Here is a 21,852-nt window from a genome sequence, read left to right as displayed (position 1 = left end):
TCATGTTAACTATCTACTCTCTCGGTGACCTCGATTTATTGATAAAGATGGCGCAATCGGCGGAATTGGCATTCAGTGATGGCGGCATTGCAAATAGCAATCTTATTGCAATTGGATTGGGTATAACCCTGCTAGTGTCTGCTTTCAAGCAAATGTTTGACCCTGATAAATTCCATGTAAAGGAGTTTTTCATCGCCTTGTTCACTTACATGTTTTTGTTCACCCCGAAGGTGGATTTTTACGTTGAGTCAGTCAGAACTGGTGAAGTGTCTCAGTCATTTACTTTGCCGTTTGGGATTGTGGCGCCAGCTGCATTAGCTACCATGATTGGTGGTGGTTTTGCTCAAGGGATGTCAGAAGCATATTCCAGCATAACACCTGATTTTGACACCGAGCCCGGCACTAACATAGACCCTCTCAAAGCGTTACTTAAAGCCCGATTTGTCGGCACTTCTGAGGCAGATGCGAGTTATCGTTCTGTCGGTGAAAATTTGGGAGCGTACATTAAAAACTGTTATTTCGAAGACATTCGAAACGGTAAAAACCCGACGGGGCAGGCGGTACAGGAGGTACATCACGACGAGAGTGTCACAGGGGCGTTTGACTGGACTAAATTCAAGGTAACCTCGGGAAGCTGGTTTACGCCTTACTACGATGTTAACACCAAGTCCTTCACAAAAATTACCTGTACCGATGCTTATGCCAAGTTAGGAAATGATCTCTCTGACAGTAGTCCTTGGGCCGAAGAAATGAAGGGGCGAGCCGCCGTACTTTACAATATGGCAGAAGAGTCTCAAGTTGAGAAAGTCTTCGAGTCTTTAACTGGAGATACTACTAACCTCATAAATTTATACCGTGCTAACTTTGTCAAAACAATGATGGCCAAAGTAGGGGCTAGCTATGTCGAATTAGATCCATCCGAGCGCTTGGCGTTTCAGCAGGAGTTTGATGCGATTCAGCAAAGACACTTGAGCCAAGCCGCACAATCTTCATTTTTCCTTGAGACAGCCCCCGCTCTTATTACTTGGTTCGAGTGTTTTATTTTCCTCGTTGCTCCGCTACTTCCGGTATTTCTGACCTTCGGCTCTAAAGGGAACATGATGGCCGGAAAGCTCTATTCTTTTCTACTCGCTGTGAACTTTTGGCCGCTTATCCAAGTTGGCGTCAACATGTATACCAACCACTATTTCAGTAAGCTGATGTGTTCACTTCCAGGAAATGATTCGAGCTCGATTCAGAACTGCATGATTGCGCCTAGTATGCGAAATTGGAGTATCGATTCTCTGGGGGGAATGGATAGCGCCTACACCACACTTGAGACTTTTGTATCTCAAGCGGCAATCATTCAAACGATGGTGCCAGCGCTGGCTATGATGATTGTCTTCGGCGGTGTGCATACTATGATGGGGGCAACACAAAAAGCCCAAATGGGCGCCAACATGGATGCCAAGGGCGTATCACCACAGACGGTCAATAGCGATGGTAAAACCGTTTCGTCAGGTGGTTATAGTCAGACAATGACATCGAATGGTGAGTGGATGGAAAGCCGTCAGGGTGCCGGAAATATGACTGGGCTTAGTACGGGTGGTTCAACCTATAACGCTCTAGCTGCAGGGGCAACTGCCCTTAGTAAAGCAACATCTGACGTTAGCAGTATTACACAATCGGATACAGAGGCAAGGCAAGCGGTTGGTACTACCAATGAAAGGTTAATCAATTCGGTAGGAACCGGAAATGTCTTCCAAAACGGCGCTCAAGCCGGGATAGGGTATGAACAAACTCTTGGCTTCGCCGTAATTAATCAAGTTGGAAGAGGAAGCGAAATAGGTGGAAGTGAAGTCAGGCAGAAAATTTTAAACACCTTGGCGAGCATGACTGAAACTGAAGCCAATCAGTTTGCCAAAAGTGCCGGATTTGGAATAGAGCTTGGTCATAGCGGAAGTTCAAAAACACAAAGCCCTAAAGGCATTAATCCAGTATCGACGTTGCTAAGCACGCTTGGTGTTAATGCACACGCTGATGCCACATGGTCACAAACTCAATCCTCTATTAAGGCTCAGCTTCAGTCTGAGGGGGCGAGCAGTACTAGCAGTTTAACAGCCTCAGAGAAAGAGAGCGTAGCTAAGGCTTACCAAGAACAAAATTCCGAGTCAAACCGCAAGGCCTATAGCACAACTAAAACTGATACGTCTTCTGTAAATTATCAAAATGCTAAAGCAAAAGATGAAGCAGTTGCAAGGCAGCAAAGTACCGCACATCAATTACAAGAAGCTCAGTCGAGATCTCGAGAATTGCGAGATGGAGTAACTTCATCTGGTTCCGCTGGTAGCAGTGCAAACATCAAGTTTGGTGAGATTATTTCTTCTAGCAATCGTGATTTGATGTCAACGGCGAGCAACTTGGGCAAGATTGCACAGAATGCAGCTGATGGCGCAATGCGTGGCAAATATGGAAACGATTGGGATGCTGCTACTAACGGCGTGGATACGCTCGATTTCAAAAGAACAATGAGTGCTTTAGATGCTAAAGCCGCTGGGGCTGGGGCTGGTACAGCAGAAGAAGCCATGTTTAATGCGATGAAACAGGACTATGCCGCTAATCAGTCATTATATGACGTGGCACGAGACAAGCTGGCGTTACAGAGCATTGTGAATGATTCGCAGACGATGATGTCAGCTGATGGTAGACCTATCCCCATTCAAGATATTGGTTCGATCGCTGACCGTGCCGTAGCCAAGTTGTCAGATACGATGGCTCGAACTCAATCAGAACCGATTAAGGCTGACGCGGTTCGCAACCTTGCTACAGGTGCCGCTATTGAATATGCTGCGTTAAATGGAACTGCCAATGGTAATGAGACCGCTAGAATTGTTGGCGCTCAATTTACTGCTGTTGGCCAGGCGCAGATTAAAGACTACGATAAGCCAGCGTTAACTCCTGAGCAACAGGCCTTCAAATCTGATACACAGAATGGCATTAATGCAGCGGGTCAACGTATCAGCTCTGAGGGCGCCAAATTGGAACAAGAGGCGGCTCAAAGAGCGAAGGACTATAAACCTGATTATAATGCCCTACAGTTACAATCACCAGCTAAATGGACGCCTGATCAGCAGCACAAACTTGATAAGTTAGACAAGAACATTGATGACCTCTGGAAAAAAATGCAGCAAAGTGAGGCTGTGAGTGGGCCTGCAGGGGTAAACCGAATCATCGACACTGTAGCGCAAGAATTGAAGTCAGGGACTTATGGGGCAGTATCACCACAGGTTATAGACAGAGTTGCTGAAGTGATGAAAAACGCCAGTAACTCACCCGCAGAGTTAGGTCGGATGCTGAATGATTTTACAGATGCAAAATCTAATTATTTCAGTGGCGATCATGCCGCTCAAGTCGCCCCAGTTATCTCCGCAATGGCCAACACTGTTGATGGTTTATTAGGTAAGGCCATCAACAGCGATCAATTAAGCCCGAGTGAGAAACCTTACTTCCAGAATGCTCAACATGCCTTTAGTGGTTTGAATGATGCCTATTCTGCTAAAGTAATTTCGGATAGACCTTCAAGTGCGGGTAATGCTGCAGCGCAAGTTATTTCATCTTTAGGTTCTAGCAAGGATCCTCAAACTCAACAGGCCGTGGCTCTGGCCTCGACTATTGCAGCGGAAGGGACAAGTGCTAATCCACTGCCAAACGCGGAATTTAGTCGGTACTACAAGGAAAACAACCCGTCTTCGGAAGAAGTGATAGGTATGAGGCTAGTCACGGATCGTGCTCAAGGTATCGTGACACAGGCAATGGGACAAGATGGATTATCTGAACCTGTAAAACAAAGGTTGGCCGAAACCCTACAAGGATTGCAGGATTTTAATCAGAAATTAGCAGCATCAATCAACTCTGACGCACATGCAAGGAATAGCACTGGTTATGCTCATGCAACAGCTTATGACGATGCAACTAAAAATAGCCCGGCCATGAGTGGTCTAAGCTCAAGCGAAAGGATTCGAGCGATGGATGGTTTCAACCGGATAGGAGTTGGAGAAGGCTCAACTCAATCTAGGATGGAGAACACCCTATTTAACGGTCAAGGTGCGAACATGCAACTTGAGTCCATTGCCAATAAGATGTCGCCAGAAGATAAAGCCGCAATTTTAGGATCTCTTCCGGATTCGGTAAGGTCGAATGTAGAGCGTGGCATGGAATTAACTGCAAGCAATTCATCGCCATCAAGTGAAAAATTGCCCATAGGTGAGACACAATTCCCATCAAGCCCAGTGGCTTCGGCTCAAGGTGACACGGTGAGCCCAAATGGCGCAGCACCAGCAACCATGGCTCAAGGTGACACGGTGAGCCAACATGGCGCAGCACCAGCAACCACGGCTCAAGGTGACACGGTGAGCCCAAATGGCGCAGCACCAGCAACCACGGCTCAAGGTGACACGGTGAGCCCAAATGGCGCCGCCCCAGCAACCATGGCTCAAGGTGACACGGTGAGCCAACATGGCGCAGCACCAGCAACCACGGTTCAGGGTGACACGGTGAGCCCAAATGGCGCAGCCCCAGCAACCATGGCTCAGGGTGACACGGTGAGCCAACATGGCGCAGCCCCAGCAACCATGGCTCAGGGTGACACTGTGAGCCAACATGGCGCAGTGCCAGCAGCCACGACTCAGGGTGACACGGTGAGCCCAAATGGCGCAGCCCCAGCAACCATGGCTCAAGGTGACACGGTGAGCCCAAATGGCGCAGCCCCAGCAACCATGGCTCAAGGTGACACGGTGAGCCCAAATGGCGCAGCCCCAGCAACCATGGCTCAAGGTGACACGGTGAGCCCAAATGGCGCAGCACCAGCAACCATGGCTCAAGGTGACACGGTGAGCCAACATGGCGCAGCACCAGCAACCACGGCTCAAGGTGACACGGTGAGCCCAAATGGCGCAGCACCAGCAACCACGGCTCAAGGTGACACGGTGAGCCCAAATGGCGCCGCCCCAGCAACCATGGCTCAAGGTGACACGGTGAGCCAACATGGCGCAGCACCAGCAACCACGGTTCAGGGTGACACGGTGAGCCCAAATGGCGCAGCCCCAGCAACCATGGCTCAGGGTGACACGGTGAGCCAACATGGCGCAGCCCCAGCAACCATGGCTCAGGGTGACACTGTGAGCCAACATGGCGCAGTGCCAGCAGCCACGACTCAGGGTGACACTGTGAGCCAACATGGCGCAGTGCCAGCAGCCACGACTCAGGGTGACACGGTGAGCCCAAATGGCGCAGCCCCAGCAACCATGGCTCAAGGTGACACGGTGAGCCCAAATGGCGCAGCCCCAGCAACCATGGCTCAAGGTGACACGGTGAGCCCAAATGGCGCAGCACCAGCAACCACGGCTCAAGGTGACACGGTGAGCCCAAATGGCGCCGCCCCAGCAACCATGGCTCAAGGTGACACGGTGAGCCAACATGGCGCAGCACCAGCAACCACGGTTCTGGGTGACACGGTGAGCCCAAATGGCGCAGCCCCAGCAACCATGGCTCAGGGTGACACGGTGAGCCAACATGGCGCAGCCCCAGCAACCATGGCTCAGGGTGACACTGTGAGCCAACATGGCGCAGTGCCAGCAGCCACGACTCAGGGTGACACGGTGAGCCCAAATGGCGCAGCCCCAGCAACCATGGCTCAAGGTGACACGGTGAGCCCAAATGGCGCAGCCCCAGCAACCATGGCTCAAGGTGACACGGTGAGCCCAAATGGCGCAGCCCCAGCAACCATGGCTCAAGGTGACACGGTGAGCCCAAATGGCGCAGCCCCAGCAACCATGGCTCAAGGTGACACGGTGAGCCTACATGGCGCAGCACCAGCAACCATGGCTCAAGGTGACACTGTGAGCCAGCAAGGCGCAGCCCCAGCGGCCACGGTTCAAGGTGACACGGTGAGCCAACATGGCGCAGCGCCAGCAACCATGGCTCAGGGTGACACGGTGAGCCAACATGGCGCAGCCCCAGCAACCATGGCTCAGGGTGACACGGTGAGCCAACATGGCGCAGCGCCAGCAACCATGGCTCAGGGTGACACGGTGAGCCAACATGGCGCAGCCCCAGCAACCATGGCTCAGGGTGACACTGTGAGCCAACATGGCGCAGTGCCAGCAGCCACGACTCAGGGTGATGCGGTAAACACAGCTAGTCCTGAAAGAAGTGAGCCAGAGGTTCGCTATGTCGAAACTCCGGCCGAAAATTCTACGCAATCGGGAAGTACCGTTGTAGAGAACAATCCTTACGCATTCGATGGTAATCAAGCTGGATTCAATTTCTCTGTAATGGGTGGATTCGGGAACAACGTCCAACCCTCAAACGTGAGTTATAACAGTGTTGATTTAGTGGGTGGTGGTGCGGCCAGCGGTCACTCTGTCGCAGGTTCCAATAGCAGCGGTGGCCCATCTATGGACACTTCCAAGAGCAACGTGCCAACGATGGAGCGTTGATAGATTTTGGTTTGAAATTCGGCGGTTTCTACCGCCGTTTTTTTTTGGGAAATTTGCTGGATTTGATTAGTGGTGTAGCATGGATGGAAATGTAATGGTAAGGGAAAAATTTTGAAGATAATTAGCCTATTAGTGGCAGCTTGTTTTAGCTCTGCCAGTATTGTCAATGCTGAAGAATTGACTGTTACAGAGTCAGCAACCGATTTATGGGGTGTGAGTTATTTAAGTGGTAAACCAGTGGGCCGCAAAATGTCACTCAACAATTTCAAGGCAGAACTAATTGACCTAGCGGCGAGAAAAGCAATTTATTCCAAATTGAACCCTACAGCACAACAGGGCGTATTGATCCGGTCATCATCTAATGACGAATCGATATTACATGAGGTCGTTACTGCAAGTTCCTATATGTATTCTGTAAATCTTGTTGAATTTAGCTATAACGTGTTGTCTGCAGGTATTGAGATTAAAGCAGATATAACCGTTAGCATTCGTCCTTACGACGAGTCCGTGTTATTAAAACAGTTGGAAACGGATGTGCATCTATCTTCGCAGAATCGGCGCCACTGGACGCCGATTGATGGACGCTATTTGAAAGAAAAAGAAGATAGAATTTATGGCACTCCTAATAGTTTGTTTGTGATCACCGGCAATCATGAGAACACGATGCCATCCGACTATCAGTTTGTGTCTACTGAAACCTTTTTGGAATATTGGGTTATGCGCTACAAAGTAATGCTCGCTGACGCTTACGGGCGCCGTGGGGTAAAGGGACCCACTTTAGGCACGGTAGATGATGTTAGCTCAAGGCCTGATATGGTCTTTGAAGCCGTTCTGTCACATAAGCCTCAGCAGCAGATTAAATATCCTGACCAACAGATGATTAAAAAGATGGATGGAGCATTTATCTCAGTCGGTAAAAAGGTCGTATCAGTCAACAATTTGAAAAATACGCAAGTACCCATCGGTATGAACGCTACGATTCAAGCGTTGCCGTCGAAGTAGGGAAGGAATTTATATGCAAAAAATTAGTGCCGCGCTGCTAATAATTACTATGTTGTTAACTAACACAGATGTCATTGCGGGTGAGTATGATTATCGTGGTAATGGTGTGTCCAGGTTAATTGTTCATGGATTCGACGACGCCGATTCTCTTGCGCACACAGGAAGTATCAAATCGATTCAATATGCGCTTTACGATGCTTTGATGCAGTCAGGCCGCAAGATTGAAAAGCCATGGGAAGTGGTGATGGTTTTGAATTTGTCCCCGTATGAAGTTACCGGGAGCGATTTAGCCTTTGAACAAGGAGTGATAGAAGGTCAGTCGGAGCCGATATTTAGAATTGTTGCGAGCAAATCAATTACAGTGAGAGGTGATGTGATTGATCGTGCTTATAAAAATGTTTTGAGGTTGGAGCAAAATCAGGAATTTCAAAAGGCTTTTGAACAGTATTCTAAAGCGATGAATCATAAAAATGCGGGAGAGATGTCAAGGATCTTTATGAGCTTTGAGGCGCTTGATAAGCTGGGGATTTATATTGAACACACACTTTCAAGTTCTTGATATGCAGACATTTTCAAAATTGCTTTTTGAAGATTTTTGAAATTAAGATAAAAAAAAGCTGGGAACCCAGCTTTTTTTTAGCAAATTAACCTTGAAGGAAGTTTGTCCAGCCTTTCCAAAGGTCTTTATAAACGCGATCTGGTGCAGACGGAATTTGAGTCGCTAGTTTGTTGCCACTGGCTTTCAATTCGCGATGTTTAGCTCTAAATTCCAACATACTGCTGCAATTCCACTTCTTAACTTCTTTACTAGCTTGGTTAAAAGTGACGTACTTTTGTCTTTTAGCAAGAAGGTCTTTGAACTTGACACCGAATAACATGGTCGGTGCTGCTGGCACAAAGTCAGGCAGTTGTTTATTTGCAGCCATTTCTAAAAATTGAGTTGAAGTGGTGATGTTGTTTTCTTTAAACCATCTTTTCACTTTCTCAAGAGTACCTTTTTGGTGGTAATCATAAGGTTCTTCATTTCCAAGGAAATGGTTCCAAGATTGCCACATACCTTTTCTTGTATAGAAAGAACGAGGATCAGAAGGAATGTTTTTAGGTTTTTCATTCTTCTGGTGATACTCCACCCATTCGGCCATTGTTTTAATACCAGCTGCTTTGGCATATTCGGAAGATGTCTCATAACTAGCAAATACGCCGCCGCGACTATGAATGTCATCTTCTTCCGATTGCGGTATTACAGGTGCGTTAGGGTTTAACACCCCCCAACCTTGCCATAATCCTCTGCGGCCATAGAATAATGATGGCGACACTGGTAGATATGGAGGGATTTCATTCGCCTCAACGTATCTAAGCCATTCCGCACGACTGGTAACTCCGAGATCTTTTATATACTCCACCCAATCTTCATAAGATAAAAACTGCACCCCTTTCCGTGAGGTTATCATCTTCTCCGAAGCAACTTGCTCTGGTTTTTTGATGTTATCCTTGGGTACGTGCGTTAGTGGTGCAGTAACCGGAAATTTAAGTACGTTGTTGCTATTCATGATGTTTTCTCGATTTTTTTGACGGCTTCGCGCTGGCTAGGCTCGTAAAATTCCTGAGAGGGTAGTTGTCTACTCAGTACGATTATCATCTATGAGTATGTGCGAAATCTCTCACAAACACAATTCAAATATTCTATAGGTTAATTAATCCTTGTTAATCTTTGACATGTAAATGTGTAATTCTGGAATGAGAAGATCCGTGTCAGGCGTTGCATCATTGCGTTTTGAACGTGGCTTAGCACCGTAATTGCTTTCTAAGTGTTTGACCTTTATGTCGCAATCGGAGAAAATGAAAAGAGGTGTTTGGCCGTTGTATTGCTGTTTTTCTTTACTACTACCAGCTTTCCAAATGTTGTAAATCGTTGTTGGTATTATGTTTCTTTTTATTCGAAAACTATGTGTTTTTTGGTTTTTTTGAAAAATTTCTAAATATTCATTTCCTTTTGAAAACTCCAGAATGTTGTTTTGCACTGCTTTTTGTATTCTTGTTGAAAAATCCTTTTCTTTCAAAACGCGCATTCCACTTCTCATGTACCACGAGACTGAAATGGTAGATTTTTCTTCGCATTTTAAAACGTGGATTTTTCTTGTGAGCATAACGAGTGAGCACAAAGCATTTTGCCGGGTTAACGTAGCTCTTAACTTGTGTAGGTCATGCGTTGAAAGTAACGCTTGAATGTTATCTTTCGTAATATTTATTTTTTCAACCAGTTGATTTATATGGATATATTCTGAAAGAGGGAAAATGATAATACCTGGTGTTATTCTGGTTCTGCCGATTGAATCTTCAGAAAGCGTCATTTGAGTTAAGGAAGATGCTATCCACCCTCGCGCTTTGATGTCAGAAAATAGTTCTACTTTGAATTTATCAAATGTTTGGGGTGAAGGAGTTATTTTATAAAAAAATGTCTGATTGCAAGCTGCATCAGGAAGATGACTGGCTAGTTCAATTAATTCAAGAGTCAGTTTGTTGTACAAAACATCAAAAGAGTTAATGTCGAATTCGGCGTTAGTCACCGTCTACCTCGTAAAATTCCCAAATTCTCTTTCTTCTGATTCATTTTAAAACTTAGAACTCTTCTAAAAAAATGTTATTGTATATTAAATACTTTGCGCTTAGAAAACTGTGTAGGTCATATGATGAAAATCCACAAACTAGCAACAGTATCAGTGTTCGCCATGATGGTTTCAGCGTGCGCTGTATCAGTATCAACTGAAAAATCTGAAATTTCTGATTGCTGTAGTAAAACAATTTATGATCAAAATATCAATGTAAGGCATCAACAAGGAAACGACGTTCGGAACCTTTCAGCTGATTCTGGGAGGAAAATAGGCGATCTCGCTTTCGAATTGGAAAAGGCGAGAGATGCGGCTGTTAATGATGGCCGTAGCTCCATGATGAAGTACTATCGTGACGTTTATCGTGCTGCAGTTTCATCTGCTTACAGTGATAGCTATCTGCCAACGCAAGCGCCATCTGCAAATGATGAAAAGCGTGATCTGCAACAATTCAATGCTGATGCTCAAATCATTATTCACCAACCTACCGATAGAACGCTTTATTTTGAGTATGATGCTGTCGGCTATTCCGATATTACCGAGGCTCAACATGTTTTGGCTAAGCATCGTGATTATCTTTTAAAAACCCACGGTAGAGTGCTGGTTGTTGGTTATGCTGATATTAGTGGCTCAGCTGATTACAATCTTGCTCTTGGACGCAAACGTGCGGAGCGAGTAAAAAACGAATTGATCACCAAAGGGGTGCCTAGTGAACTGATTAGCGTCGTTAGCTATGGGGCTTCCTATTCGCCACCACTTATGAGCGGTCATGCTGACAATTTGAAGTTGTGGCGTAAAGTCGAGTTGTATTATTGAGTCGAAAGGCCAATTTTTGCATCATTTGAAATGTCTGGTCTAATCATAGTCATGATGATTAGTGGAGATTTAAAAATGAATACCAGCTATTACAGCCAACCCGCTTACAACGCAACCCCGCAAGCCCAATCTGCTCCAATGCAACAGCAGACGCATTTTTCTCAACCGCGCCAAGGTAACCCTACGAATATGGGGCGTCACCAGGAGGCCGCAAATTATGATGAATATCAGCAGTACCAATCCCAGCATGACAATCGCCGCGGATTTGAAGAGCAATCAGCACAAGGCGCTCAAAATGTTCAGCCTGCAGCTGCTCCTGAATTTGAAAAATCGGTAAAAATCCACGGTACGGCCGCAGCGCTGACCATCGTCGAATCTGTCACTAAGAAAGGTTTTCACACCTTGAACATTGAAGGCGCAAACGGAATGGGGGATGGCACTAAAAAGTTTGATTGGCAGGATAAGACCATCATTCAAATCACCGCGGCTGAATATCGGCATTTGCTAGCCGTGCTATTCGGATTCATTCCATTCATTGAGTTCAAGTCACATGGCCCAAAGAAAAACAAAAGCATCTCGGTCAAGCGACAACAGAATAGGTTTTTCTTCTCAATCAATGAGGGTGGCAAGAAGCCAAAAGCTGTTCCTGTGAGCTTTGATGATGCTTACTTACTCGGGGTCTACGCATTGGATGTCTTTGCACGAAATTACCCTAACATTGACTCGCATTGCCTGTTAAATACCGTTCAGACCTTTACACAGCTACCGTACTATCCTGTCCAGCAGTAGTGCTAGGCGTTTTCAATCGGCAAGGAATGAGTTTTGAAAGCGCCGTAGGTGTGGATAGCCAGCCGAGGATAATGCGACAGAAGAGTCTCTATCCACGTCTGCGCAACCGATGGATTATCGGTCATGCTTGGAAGTTGGTACTTAACAATGATCTTGTCATTTGATTCTGGGATAACTCCCAGTTTTAAATGGTAGGCCGCGCTGTGACCTCGGGCATGAATAATTTGAATTAGCACTACTGGCATTTCTGACTCTAGTAGTTTACCGCATTCGTCCACTAATTCTGAATATGAAATAAACAATTTACATATGCCTTAGCATTATAGATTTGTGTTGCTAACACTACTATAATCCATTCTAATTCAAATATGGAGATGTAATTTTGTGAATGCGATAAGAATTTGTCACAACAACGCTAAAAACCGAGTATGGTTTGGTACTTCATTCAGACCTTACCCTCGCGCAGTTTTTTATTCGTTGATCTCAATTGTGGGTTTTAGCACGTTGTCTGTGATCGTCAACCTCCATAACGCATTAACTCCTTGGGCTGGGATGGTTGTACTTGGGGGGGAGCGTTGGTGGCGCTTGGATTGAAGAAAAAGGTCTATATGTCTTATCTTTACGAGTCTGATTGCCTGCTCGAGTTGACACTGTGGGGGTGGCGCATTTGGAGTCGAGAATTCGACTTAGCCAATGATGAACTTAAAATTGAAAGTACAATGAACGCTTATCGCGTGGTTCTCAGTGACAAAAGTATCGTGCTTACCAATTCGCGGGGATTAGCTGAGCAGGTTCATGTGCAGTTAGCAAAACTGATTAAGGTTTGTCACTCTTAGGCTTACTGTATATACGAGTCTCGACTTTCCAAGACTCAACAACCTCCGTGGTTTTCCCACCCTCTGATTTCATCGTTTTTTGTTCCCACGAAGAGACAACTGGCTTGCTGAGCTCATTACGTTCAGCAAGTTCGATGTAAGCATTTTCAGCCATCACATCGTTTAGGGTTGGCCGTTTCTTATCATCATCTTTGGCATAGACATTTAGCGTAGCTGACGCAATCGCACAAATGGATACGGCTTTAATCAGTCTGATAAGTTTCATGAATTTCCTACCTAGAACTATGGTTTATGTTAGATTTTAACTTAGATTAAATAACATGCAAACTTAATTATCTGTGTTAAAATAATCGCTCTCGATGAAGGAGCCACTTATGAATCTCAGTCAGCATCGCTACAAACTTTTAGCGGCTACGTTATTAGCCTTGCCACATTTTGCATTTGCGGAAATTGAAGGTATGACCTTTACGTCTGTCATGCAAGAACAGACGACTTTGACTGCTGCTTCGGCTATGGCCATCAACCCGGTTCTTGAACATTCAATGAATGTTTATGTGTCTGCCGGTCTTGACCGAAAGCTAAAACTATATTGGCTTTCTAGTGGGGTTAAGCTTAACGAAGTCAATACGGGTGTGATTGGTGTTTCCGACAGAATTACATTTCAAGGAAAAGACTTTTACGGAAAACAGATCTCTATAGTTGCGCCTAATTCACAGGGAAATTATACCTTACAGGCTGACTTGTTATCCGTTGATGGGAATGTGATTGGCTCTTGGTCTATTCCGGTGACAATAGATACTCAAGCACCAACAGCTAATAGTTCTGATTTAGCTTTTAACTATAGATCCTTCGGTGGAACTTTAGCTTCATATAGCCCTATGGATTTCGGCCAATTAAAACTCACAGGTATTCAAGATACAGGTGCTGGGCTCAAAAATGTTCTCTACATTGTGAAAGATGATGTGAGCCTTTCATTAATAAATTCGATTAATGCTCAATTGGATTTAGATACTTCCACTGCGAGCCTTTCGTCCCTACCATCTGAGGTTTTACCCAGTGATAGAGGTTGGTATCAGGCTGGTTTTAGGGTCTTTGATGCAGCAGGTAATTATTCAGATTTTACTGCTCGCTCGTTTATCGAAAAAGCCTCATATCCCTTACCAGTTCGTAGCGACATTTATGATGCTTCAAGTGCTACGTGGAAGCCGTACACATCTTGGATGACCATCTACAACAATCCGATAAAAGTCCGCTATAGACGGCCCTATTCTGAAACGTTGGAAGCAAACGGGGATTATGGTTGGAGTAGTTATGGTTATCGAGAGGGTGATTTTGTCTATAACGAATTTACTGTCTCATATCCTACAGTAAACCCATATTGGGTTGCGCTGACGAAAAGTGGCATTCACTCAGTCAATTACCTTTCTGATTTCAAGTTCACCCTAGGCCCAGGTGTTGATCGTTCGCCTACTAAGCAACCTGACACTGTACAATGGTTTAGTGAGGAAGGTGGCAGTGGGGGCGAAAGAATCAGTGTTGGCAAATACACAAAAGTGGTAAGGCTTCGTCTAAACAGTGAAAAAATGGGTTATGAACAATTAGCCGTTGTTTCAGGTTTAGGCTCCTGTGTTATCCCAATTGGTGAAACCTATTGCGATGTTACAATCAACAGAGTATTTGAGTCTGGTTTTGGCTATACACCCTACAGCTATGTGGTCTACTCAAGTGTGAACGGTGTCAGTGATGGACGTTTTAGTGCTCAATTTAATTATTGGTATACATATTGGGATTTTATTGCTCCCACAATCGAATCGGTCAATGTTACTGATGATTCAATAGCTGTAAACGTGTACGACACGAACACTACTAGCGATTGGCGTTCTGGAATGTGGAAGACAGAGGTTTTCCGATTGCAATCTAGTTTAGGCTTCGCAATATCTCCCGATTCTTGGGTGATCACCGGCACCGGCCGTCATCGAGTTACTTTTAAACTCAATCGATTACCAAGTGGTCGTCAAAATATTTCGTTTTACGCAGATGACACCTATGGTAATCGGGTAACACAGTCGATTCTATCCGATTATCTAAACGACACTACGCCTCCAGTTTTGCGATTGCAATCGCCTTCTGGAGCGCAAATCACAAACGGAAGCACCATTAATGGTTTAGAGAGTTTACGTATCAGCATTACTGATGATAGTGAAGCCAATATCAATTCGGTTGTGCTATCTGGAGGGGCTGCTAAGGATTCAGTTTATGTTTCTACAAATAATTTAGGTGATGGTATTTACGACCTGAATTACCCTCGTTTATTCCCTAGTTTGGAAGCGAATGAAACTTACACTATCAATATTACCGCTCAAGATACAGCAGGGAACGCATCGACGTTAACTTCAACCTTCTTGTATTTGCCTGCCAACTTATTGCAAGTTGGGCAAATGACGACTTTGGCTGTTAATAAACAACTGCAGAACACGCAAAACGACCCAATTACATCAATTAAAACTGGTGTGCTCAGAACGGCTGAAGGACAACTCGCGTCCGGTGCTCAAACGGCATTTATCACGTTACGCAGTGACGCCAAAATCAACGTCAATATCCTTGGTAGCGTGTTGCAACCTGGGGAAACTAAACAAATCACGATCATCCCCAGCATCACAGGTGAAGTTGTTATTCCTGTTTACTCTGCTTCTCCTGGTGTGAAAGGGCAGGCAAGCTTCATGATCGACATTCCGCAAATCACTTCTACCAATTAAAGGGCAGGCCATGCAAATTAATAAATCACTACTTTTAGGGCTGTGTAGCGTCATCTGCTCTGGCATGGCTAACGCGGCAGTAGAAGGCTTTTCGTATACAGACACCAACGCTACAGTGAAAACCACTGAGGGCTCGCTCATTAACCCTCAAACTGATGCGATGGTTTACCTCTCTGGAGGGCTTGATAACAAACTTAAGCTATCAGTCATCAACACCAGTGGAGTGACGGTGTTCAACAACACCACAGATTTTATTCGAGTTTCTGACAGGTTAAGCTTTTCTGGACGAGAATTTTACGGAAAATCAATAACTATCCCCAAATTGATGGATGGTTTGTATAGCCTTAAAATCGAAACGATTAACAGTTCTGGTATAACAATTGATCAGTATACAAAGGTTGTTGAAGTTGATACTGAGGGACCTATCATTGGAGACTGGTATGGAAATGGAACAGGCAATTATGGTGCCGAAACAGGGTCGAATGAGATTTGGTGGCTAAATACACAAAACACCGGCGAAGATTCGAAAATTTGGATAACGGATGTAAAAGGTGCGGTTTCAGGTTCTGTCATTGTACAAAAACTAAATTCCGATTCCATCGTATTAACAAGACCCATGGTCATAGACCAAGCAGCATTCAAAGCTGTGATAAATGCACAAACAGACTTATCAAATATATTACCGTCAAATAACGCTTCTGATCCATATTCAATGCAGGCTCAGCTATATGATGCAGCAGGTAACATCACTCGTTCAACTGTCAAAACATTCTATTACGACAACTATGGTGGGGCTCCATCTTCTCCTTTTGCAGTCTTCGACCCGGATGCAAACTTGGCTGAAAGTGTATCTAGTTCATTTGTAGGTTTTGTAGCTTATACTCCAGGCATGACAGTCAAAACCAACCCCGTTCGATTGTTATATAGAGTACCAGTAGATAACGTTCGAGACGCTGGAGTGAAAGGGGGGCTTGCTCTCGCGAACTCAGTGGGAGCGACAAATGTTATAATTAATGGTGAATACGGTTATTTTGATATGACAGCGCCATTTGGATATAACAACGCAAACCAAATTAAGTGGGTTGACTTTGGTCGATGGATGGCAGGCACTATCCAATACAATTTGTCATTGTCTGAAACTGCTTCAAAATCCCCAGTGTTGACGTCAGCAACATTTTTGTTAAATGACGTTCGAATGTCTATTACGGCAGGGATCATGCATCATAATTCGATTTTGCCAGCTACAATGACTGATTTTGAGCTTCGGGTGCAGCCGCGGGATTACGTGCAACGCGCAAGTTTTCGTGGATATTCTTGCGACATTCCAGCAGCTGAGTCAATTTGTAGCTTAACGGGTTTAACATATGAGATGACCAAAGGTGGATATGGCTATTTGCACGATGCTATCGGTGTTGTGTCAGTGGGCCTGCCGATGGGAACACTTTACGCGAATTACAGCTACGGCGAATCAACCTATAACGATGCTCAATACCCGCAAATGACCAGTTTTAAAGTTGATACGACAACTAACACTCTTACTGCATTTGTTTATCTACCGGGTGCAGGCAGTTGGTTTGAAAGGTTAGTCATGAAGGCCGCTAGAATTAAATATGGTACAAAATATTTAAACCCTATTAGTTCAATTCGCAACGGTGTTAATTGGGAATACGTCTTTAACTTAAATTCTCTGCCGACTGGAAACCATTCACTAGAATTAGAGATGGTCGAGAATCACGGGCCTACCACTGTGTCCCCGCTTCAAACATTCAAAGTAGAAAACGCCACACCAACAATAAGCATTACCAATTCCGGTAGTGCAGTATTCAATGAAATTGTCGGGCTAGATGACTTGGTAGTGTCCATTGCAGATGAATCAAGCTACACCATCGATAGTGTTATTATCTCCGGCGGTTCAGCTAACGACACGGTTTATTTGGCCACTGTAAGTAAAGGCAATAACGTGTATTCATTGCAATATCCAAGGCTTTTCCCATCACTTACATCCGGTGAGATTTATACTTTAACGGTGAAAGCTACCGACGTTTTTGGCAACCAAGGCGTTAGTAGCAAGAGCTTTACTTATCAGCCGCCTAACATAGTAAATGTAGGCTCATTAACCACTCTTGCAGTATCTAGGGATTTAGCTAGCTCTGCAGACAAACCTGTCAGTGAAGTCGTCATTAATGATCTGAGAACAGTTGAAAGCCAGCTCGCTTCGGGACCGCAAGATGCTTTATTTACGTTACGCACTGACGCAGAAATAAGTGTTCAGGTACTTGGTCAAGTGGTAAAGCCAGGTCAAACGGTAACGTTAAACCCGGTGGCTACTTCGGGAGTCGTTAAATTTTCGGTGTATCCCGCGGCGAGCGGTCAAAAAGGGAAGGCACAGTTTTTATTTGAAATATTAGAAGTGAAGAGCAACATCTGATAAGGGCGTTGTTGCCTAAATCAATCTTAGGTATGCCTTTTCCTAAAAGGGTTCCTGGTATTAATTGACCCTCTGGCGAATAGGCATACCCAGTCCTATGACTTTGTTCATCACTTTCACACCAGCCAGTGCCTCGCCGACTTGGCCGTTGTAGTCCCGCAGGCTCAATTTCGGGCTAATCAGTTGCTTGTAACGATACATAGCTGTTTCTGACAGGGAGCGTTGGTGATAGTCATTCTCTTGTTTCCATTGTTTGAGTTCATCACTTTTCAGAGCGCTGACGGCCTCGTTTCTGGGATGATCTTCTTCCCAATAACCTGCATTTTTTCGCGGCGGTATCGTAGGTTTACACCCTCTGCGTTTCAGCAGCTTATGACATTTTTTGGTGTCATAAGCACCGTCAGCTGACACTTGTTTTACCTTGCGCCTTAGTGGGTTTAATAACGTTGGGAGAACCTCACTATCTGCCACACTCTCTAAACTGACTTCGGCTGCGATGACTTCATGTGTGGCCGCATCTATCGCAAGGTGCAACTTACGCCAAGTTCGGCGTTTTTCCTTACCATGTTTACGCATTTTCCATTCACCTTCGCCATATACTTTCAGTCCTGTGGCATCGACAACTAAGTGAGCAATCGCGCCTCGGCAAGGGGGGCGGTAGTTAACTTTGACTGTCTTTGCCCGCTTGCTGATGCAGCTGTAACCAGGTGAAGTTAATTGCAGACTCATCAAACTAAACACTGAGTTGAGAAAACCTTCTAGTGCTCGCAAGGGGAGATTAAACAAACCTTTGAGCATTAAGGCGGTTTCTATCGCCGTGTCACTGTATTGAAATCCCCGACCTCGACCACCATGGTGTTCAGTGTGACACCAGAGGTTGAGCGCCTGCTCGTCTATCCAAAAAGTCAGTGAGCCTCGGTTGGTCAACGCCTTGTTATATTCCGGCCAATTGGTAATGCGAGATTTAGATTTGCCCATCTGATAGCGGTTTCTGCGTGGTATTCACAGGATCTGATCGCATCTGAGACGGAAGGTTCATTCATTTAGGCAACAACGCCAGTTTTTACCTAAACGAGATCATGGGGATGCTGTGATCTTGGGTCTGCAAAATCGCCTACAAACCGACTATGGTGAGCCGATGAATGTTGCGGTTTTGGCGCAGCAGTGCTGTATGGGCGAGCGAACTTTTTTGCGACGTTTTGTGAAAGCGACAGGGCATAAGCCTAATGAATACCTACAAAAACTCAGGATCCAAAAGGCCTGCGACTTACTCGAAAATAGTCCACTGAGTTTCGAGACCATAGCGCATCAAGTTGGCTATGAGGATGTGAGCGCCTGTCGCAAAGCGTTTACTCGTATTACCGGTTTAACACCGAGTGCCTTTCGACAAAGGTTTAGTGCGCTTACGCCTGCGCTAACACCTGTCGACGATAGCTCAATAAACTAAATACGCCGAAGATAAACACTTGCAGATAATCTTGTTTGCGCAGCGTCAGCAGATTTTTAAACAGCATATGGAAGATGGCAACCTGGAAGCAATGCATCAAGCAAGTAATGCCGAGCAAGATATTGAGAATAATGCCGATATTGCCAGCAAAAGGCATAACAAGGTTATAAGCCATCATCAGCCACGCTATTAGGGTGATGGCTTTGCCCATATTGATCAGTAACGACATGCTATTCCTTGGTGTTAGCCGGAGAGTCTTCGGCTTGGTATTGATATAAGCGATAGCTAACTTGCCCTGCGGTTTTGTCTTTGAGCGGTTGCCAAGTCGCAGGGACTGCCATGTGAGTTAATTCCGACTCAATCTCCACATAAATGAGCGCACCATCATTAAGCCAACCTTGGCTGTCCAACAGTTGAATGGTTTTTTCTGCTAAGCCTTTGCGGAAAGGCGGATCGATAAACACCACATCAAACCCTTGCTCGCAGCCATTTTGCAGCACGACTAAGGTATCGGCGTTGAGTACCTCGGCATTGTCGCATTTGAGGGTATTGAGATTCGCTTTAAGTTGCATGGCGGCAGGACGTTGCAACTCGATAATCTTGGCGTAACTGGCATAGCGTGAGAGGGACTCAAGCGCCAAGGCGCCGCTGCCCCCGAAGCAGTCGAGCACCCTTGCGTGGGCTATATCATTGGCAAGCCAGTTAAATAGGGTTTCGCGGACTCTATCTGTGGTCGGCCGCAGGCCGTCTAAATCATGGATAGGCAGTTTGCGTGAACGCCATTGCCCAGCAATGATCCGCACTTGGCCACTACCGGCTTTCTTGTTGGCCGTTTGACTCTTGGTCACTTGCTTGTTGTTTGCACGATTATTAGCCAAAGTGCCCCCGTGATTTTGCCTGAAGAAAGAAAGTGGTAGACTATGCCACCTTAATAAAGGCCACTATTTTATATCAAACTCCTCGTAAAAGGTGAGAAGGCTGATAGAGCAGAACTAATTGCCGACTTTTTGGGCGTAATTGCCGCGGTAATCTGGTATAACGGCAGGGTCTTATTTTAAATTCAACACTGAAGTAGAGCGCTGGAATTACACATGGCAAAGAAAGGTTTTTTCTCCTGGTTTCGTAAAGATAAATCACAAGATGAGGTTGTCGAGCAAACCCCAGTCTCTACTCCATCGCAAACCGAGCAAGCCGAAGCATTAGCAAAGCAGCAAGCTGAAGAAGCCCGTCTCGCGGCTGAAAAGGCGGCCGCCGAACAGGCTCTAGCCGACAAATTAGCGGCCGACAAATTAGCGGCCGAAAAAGCAGAAGCGGAAAGAGTTGCTGCAGAACAAGCCGCAAAAGCCCAAGCAGAGGCACAGCGTGTTGCCGAAGAACAAGCTGCACATTTAGCCGAACAACAGGCGGCCGAAACCGCGCGTTTAGCAGCGGAGCAAGCGCAGGCAGAGCAGTTAGCCGCTGAAAATGCCCAAGCGGAAAGAGTTGCCGCAGAACAAGCCGCAAAAGCCCAAGCAGAGGCACAGCGTGTTGCCGAAGAGCAAGCTGCGCGTTTAGCCGAACAACAAGCGGCTGAAGTAGCGCGTTTAGCAGCGGAGCAAGCACAGGCAGAGCAGTTAGCCGCAGAAAAAGCCCAAGCCGAAAGAGTTGCCGCAGAGCAGGCTGCTGAAGCCCAAGCAGAAGCAGAGCGAATTGCCGCTGCACAGGTCCAAGCTGAACAACCCCTTGAGCAACAACCCGAACCCCAGGCCAAACCCGCCAAAGAAAGCTTCTTCGCGCGTCTAAAACGCGGCTTAATGCGTACTAGCGAAAATATTGGTAGCGGTTTCATCGGTTTATTCCGTGGTAAAAAAATCGACGATGAACTGTTTGAAGAGTTGGAAGAACAGCTGTTAATCGCCGACGTGGGTGTCGAAACCACTTCACGCCTTATTCAGAGCCTGACTGAACACGCGTCGCGCAAGCAATTAAAGGATGCCGAAGCACTCTACGATCTGCTGCGTGATGAAATGCAAAAGACACTCGATCCTGTGGCAATCCCATTAGTGCCTGAAAATACCCATGGTCCTTTTGTGATTCTTATGGTCGGTGTTAACGGTGTGGGTAAAACCACCACGATTGGCAAACTGGCAAAGCAATACCAGCGCCAAGGTAAGTCTGTGATGTTAGCCGCGGGCGATACCTTCCGCGCAGCAGCGGTGGAGCAATTACAGGTTTGGGGCCAACGCAATAATATCCCTGTGATAGCCCAACATACCGGCGCCGACAGTGCCTCGGTACTTTTTGATGCGCTGCAAGCGGCTAAAGCCCGAAAAATTGATGTATTAATTGCTGATACAGCGGGTCGCTTACAAAACAAGTCGCATCTGATGGAAGAGTTAAAGAAAGTAGTGCGAGTGATGAAGAAACTCGACCCAGAAGCGCCGCACGAAGTGATGCTGACCTTAGATGCGAGTACTGGCCAAAATGCGATTAGCCAGGCGCAGCTATTCCAAGAAGCTGTTGGCGTTACCGGCATGACCATTAGCAAGCTCGACGGTACCGCCAAGGGCGGCGTGGTGTTTGCGATTGCCGACAAGTTTAAAATCCCGCTACGTTATATTGGCGTGGGTGAGCAAATTGATGATTTGCGTACCTTTAATTCTAAAGAATTTATTGATGCCTTGTTCACTCAAGAGAAAGCGGATAGCTAATTT

At 45.9% G+C, this 21,852-nt stretch carries 16 protein-coding genes; 9 read left to right on the top strand and 7 right to left on the bottom strand.

Annotated features, from left to right (window positions below; all coding sequences use genetic code 11):
- Positions 1 to 2 precede the first annotated feature (2 nt).
- The 3 genes from FJD32_RS24205 (at position 3) to FJD32_RS24195 (ending at position 8,037) form a co-directional block, all read left to right on the top strand.
- Positions 3 to 6,476, top strand: coding sequence for a conjugal transfer protein TraG N-terminal domain-containing protein (locus tag FJD32_RS24205; protein WP_240200045.1), 6,474 nt, complete (start codon positions 3 to 5; stop codon positions 6,474 to 6,476).
- 111 nt (positions 6,477 to 6,587) lie between these two features.
- Positions 6,588 to 7,478: a hypothetical protein gene (locus tag FJD32_RS24200; protein WP_140906546.1), complete on the top strand. Its 891-nt coding sequence runs from the start codon at positions 6,588 to 6,590 to the stop codon at positions 7,476 to 7,478.
- Between the two features lie 13 nt (positions 7,479 to 7,491).
- Positions 7,492 to 8,037, top strand: coding sequence for a hypothetical protein (locus FJD32_RS24195; protein WP_140906545.1), 546 nt, complete (start codon positions 7,492 to 7,494; stop codon positions 8,035 to 8,037).
- 85 nt (positions 8,038 to 8,122) lie between these two features.
- On the opposite strand, the gene FJD32_RS24190 is transcribed toward FJD32_RS24195, so the two are convergent.
- Entirely contained in the window at positions 8,123 to 9,028 is a 906-nt protein-coding gene (locus tag FJD32_RS24190; protein WP_140906544.1) for a hypothetical protein, read from the bottom strand.
- 144 nt (positions 9,029 to 9,172) lie between these two features.
- Positions 9,173 to 10,045: a DNA replication terminus site-binding protein gene (locus FJD32_RS24185; protein ID WP_140906543.1), complete on the bottom strand. Its 873-nt coding sequence runs from the start codon at positions 10,043 to 10,045 to the stop codon at positions 9,173 to 9,175.
- Between the two features lie 120 nt (positions 10,046 to 10,165).
- Here FJD32_RS24185 and FJD32_RS24180 point away from each other — a divergent pair, with 120 nt between their 5' ends.
- Positions 10,166 to 10,903: an OmpA family protein gene (locus FJD32_RS24180; RefSeq protein WP_140906542.1), complete on the top strand. Its 738-nt coding sequence runs from the start codon at positions 10,166 to 10,168 to the stop codon at positions 10,901 to 10,903.
- A 75-nt stretch (positions 10,904 to 10,978) separates the two neighbouring features.
- Complete coding sequence (locus FJD32_RS24175) at positions 10,979 to 11,692, top strand: hypothetical protein (protein WP_140906541.1); 714 nt, start codon at positions 10,979 to 10,981, stop codon at positions 11,690 to 11,692.
- Positions 11,693 to 11,694: 2 nt separating this feature from the next.
- Here FJD32_RS24175 and FJD32_RS24170 read toward each other — a convergent pair whose 3' ends face one another.
- Complete coding sequence (locus FJD32_RS24170) at positions 11,695 to 11,994, bottom strand: hypothetical protein (protein WP_140906540.1); 300 nt, start codon at positions 11,992 to 11,994, stop codon at positions 11,695 to 11,697.
- A gap of 514 nt (positions 11,995 to 12,508) precedes the next feature.
- Positions 12,509 to 12,793 (bottom strand): hypothetical protein, encoded by a 285-nt coding sequence (locus FJD32_RS24165; RefSeq protein ID WP_140906538.1) that lies wholly within the window; start codon positions 12,791 to 12,793, stop codon positions 12,509 to 12,511.
- A gap of 109 nt (positions 12,794 to 12,902) precedes the next feature.
- Between FJD32_RS24165 and FJD32_RS24160 the strand changes: the two genes are divergently transcribed.
- Positions 12,903 to 15,284 (top strand): Ig-like domain-containing protein, encoded by a 2,382-nt coding sequence (locus FJD32_RS24160; protein WP_140906537.1) that lies wholly within the window; start codon positions 12,903 to 12,905, stop codon positions 15,282 to 15,284.
- A 10-nt stretch (positions 15,285 to 15,294) separates the two neighbouring features.
- Positions 15,295 to 17,712, top strand: a complete 2,418-nt coding sequence (locus FJD32_RS24155) for an Ig-like domain-containing protein (RefSeq protein WP_140906536.1) — start codon at positions 15,295 to 15,297, stop codon at positions 17,710 to 17,712.
- A 60-nt stretch (positions 17,713 to 17,772) separates the two neighbouring features.
- Here FJD32_RS24155 and FJD32_RS24150 read toward each other — a convergent pair whose 3' ends face one another.
- The gene (locus FJD32_RS24150) at positions 17,773 to 18,690 is read right to left on the bottom strand and encodes an IS5-like element ISSpu16 family transposase (RefSeq protein WP_140906535.1); all 918 of its coding nucleotides are present in this window, start codon (positions 18,688 to 18,690) and stop codon (positions 17,773 to 17,775) included.
- A 112-nt stretch (positions 18,691 to 18,802) separates the two neighbouring features.
- On the opposite strand from FJD32_RS24150, the gene FJD32_RS24145 reads away from it, so the two are divergent.
- On the top strand, positions 18,803 to 19,159 hold the full coding sequence (locus FJD32_RS24145; protein WP_240200044.1) for a helix-turn-helix domain-containing protein: 357 nt from the start codon (positions 18,803 to 18,805) through the stop codon (positions 19,157 to 19,159).
- Here the strand turns inward: FJD32_RS24145 and FJD32_RS24140 are convergent.
- Both FJD32_RS24140 and rsmD read right to left on the bottom strand, forming a co-directional pair.
- Positions 19,116 to 19,388: a DUF1145 domain-containing protein gene (locus tag FJD32_RS24140; RefSeq protein ID WP_047537927.1), complete on the bottom strand. Its 273-nt coding sequence runs from the start codon at positions 19,386 to 19,388 to the stop codon at positions 19,116 to 19,118. The genes FJD32_RS24145 and FJD32_RS24140 overlap by 44 nt on opposite strands.
- Position 19,389: 1 nt before the next feature.
- A complete protein-coding gene (rsmD, locus tag FJD32_RS24135) occupies positions 19,390 to 20,037 on the bottom strand; it encodes a 16S rRNA (guanine(966)-N(2))-methyltransferase RsmD (protein ID WP_205403072.1) in 648 nt (215 codons plus the stop codon).
- Between the two features lie 213 nt (positions 20,038 to 20,250).
- On the opposite strand from rsmD, the gene ftsY reads away from it, so the two are divergent.
- Complete coding sequence (ftsY, locus tag FJD32_RS24130) at positions 20,251 to 21,849, top strand: signal recognition particle-docking protein FtsY (protein WP_205403069.1); 1,599 nt, start codon at positions 20,251 to 20,253, stop codon at positions 21,847 to 21,849.
- Positions 21,850 to 21,852: the final 3 nt, after the last annotated feature.

The organism is Shewanella sp. LC6 (genome assembly GCF_006385735.2).
In the GTDB taxonomy this organism is placed as follows: Bacteria; Pseudomonadota; Gammaproteobacteria; order Enterobacterales; family Shewanellaceae; genus Shewanella; species Shewanella xiamenensis.
The sequence above is the reverse complement of the archived record's forward strand: the minus strand, read 5'-3'. Positions and strand labels throughout refer to the sequence as shown.

Excerpts from the sequence above, each read along its gene's own strand:
- FJD32_RS24190 (WP_140906544.1), bottom strand. The coding sequence starts at position 9,028 with ATGAATAGCAACAACGTACTTAAATTTCCGGTTACTGCACCACTAACG.
- FJD32_RS24165 (WP_140906538.1), bottom strand. The coding sequence starts at position 12,793 with ATGAAACTTATCAGACTGATTAAAGCCGTATCCATTTGTGCGATTGCG.
- FJD32_RS24205 (WP_240200045.1), top strand. The coding sequence starts at position 3 with ATGTTAACTATCTACTCTCTCGGTGACCTCGATTTATTGATAAAGATG.
- FJD32_RS24160 (WP_140906537.1), top strand. The coding sequence starts at position 12,903 with ATGAATCTCAGTCAGCATCGCTACAAACTTTTAGCGGCTACGTTATTA.
- FJD32_RS24155 (WP_140906536.1), top strand. The coding sequence starts at position 15,295 with ATGCAAATTAATAAATCACTACTTTTAGGGCTGTGTAGCGTCATCTGC.
- FJD32_RS24195 (WP_140906545.1), top strand. The coding sequence starts at position 7,492 with ATGCAAAAAATTAGTGCCGCGCTGCTAATAATTACTATGTTGTTAACT.
- FJD32_RS24175 (WP_140906541.1), top strand. The coding sequence starts at position 10,979 with ATGAATACCAGCTATTACAGCCAACCCGCTTACAACGCAACCCCGCAA.
- FJD32_RS24140 (WP_047537927.1), bottom strand. The coding sequence starts at position 19,388 with ATGTCGTTACTGATCAATATGGGCAAAGCCATCACCCTAATAGCGTGG.
- FJD32_RS24180 (WP_140906542.1), top strand. The coding sequence starts at position 10,166 with ATGATGAAAATCCACAAACTAGCAACAGTATCAGTGTTCGCCATGATG.
- FJD32_RS24150 (WP_140906535.1), bottom strand. The coding sequence starts at position 18,690 with ATGGGCAAATCTAAATCTCGCATTACCAATTGGCCGGAATATAACAAG.
- ftsY (WP_205403069.1), top strand. The coding sequence starts at position 20,251 with ATGGCAAAGAAAGGTTTTTTCTCCTGGTTTCGTAAAGATAAATCACAA.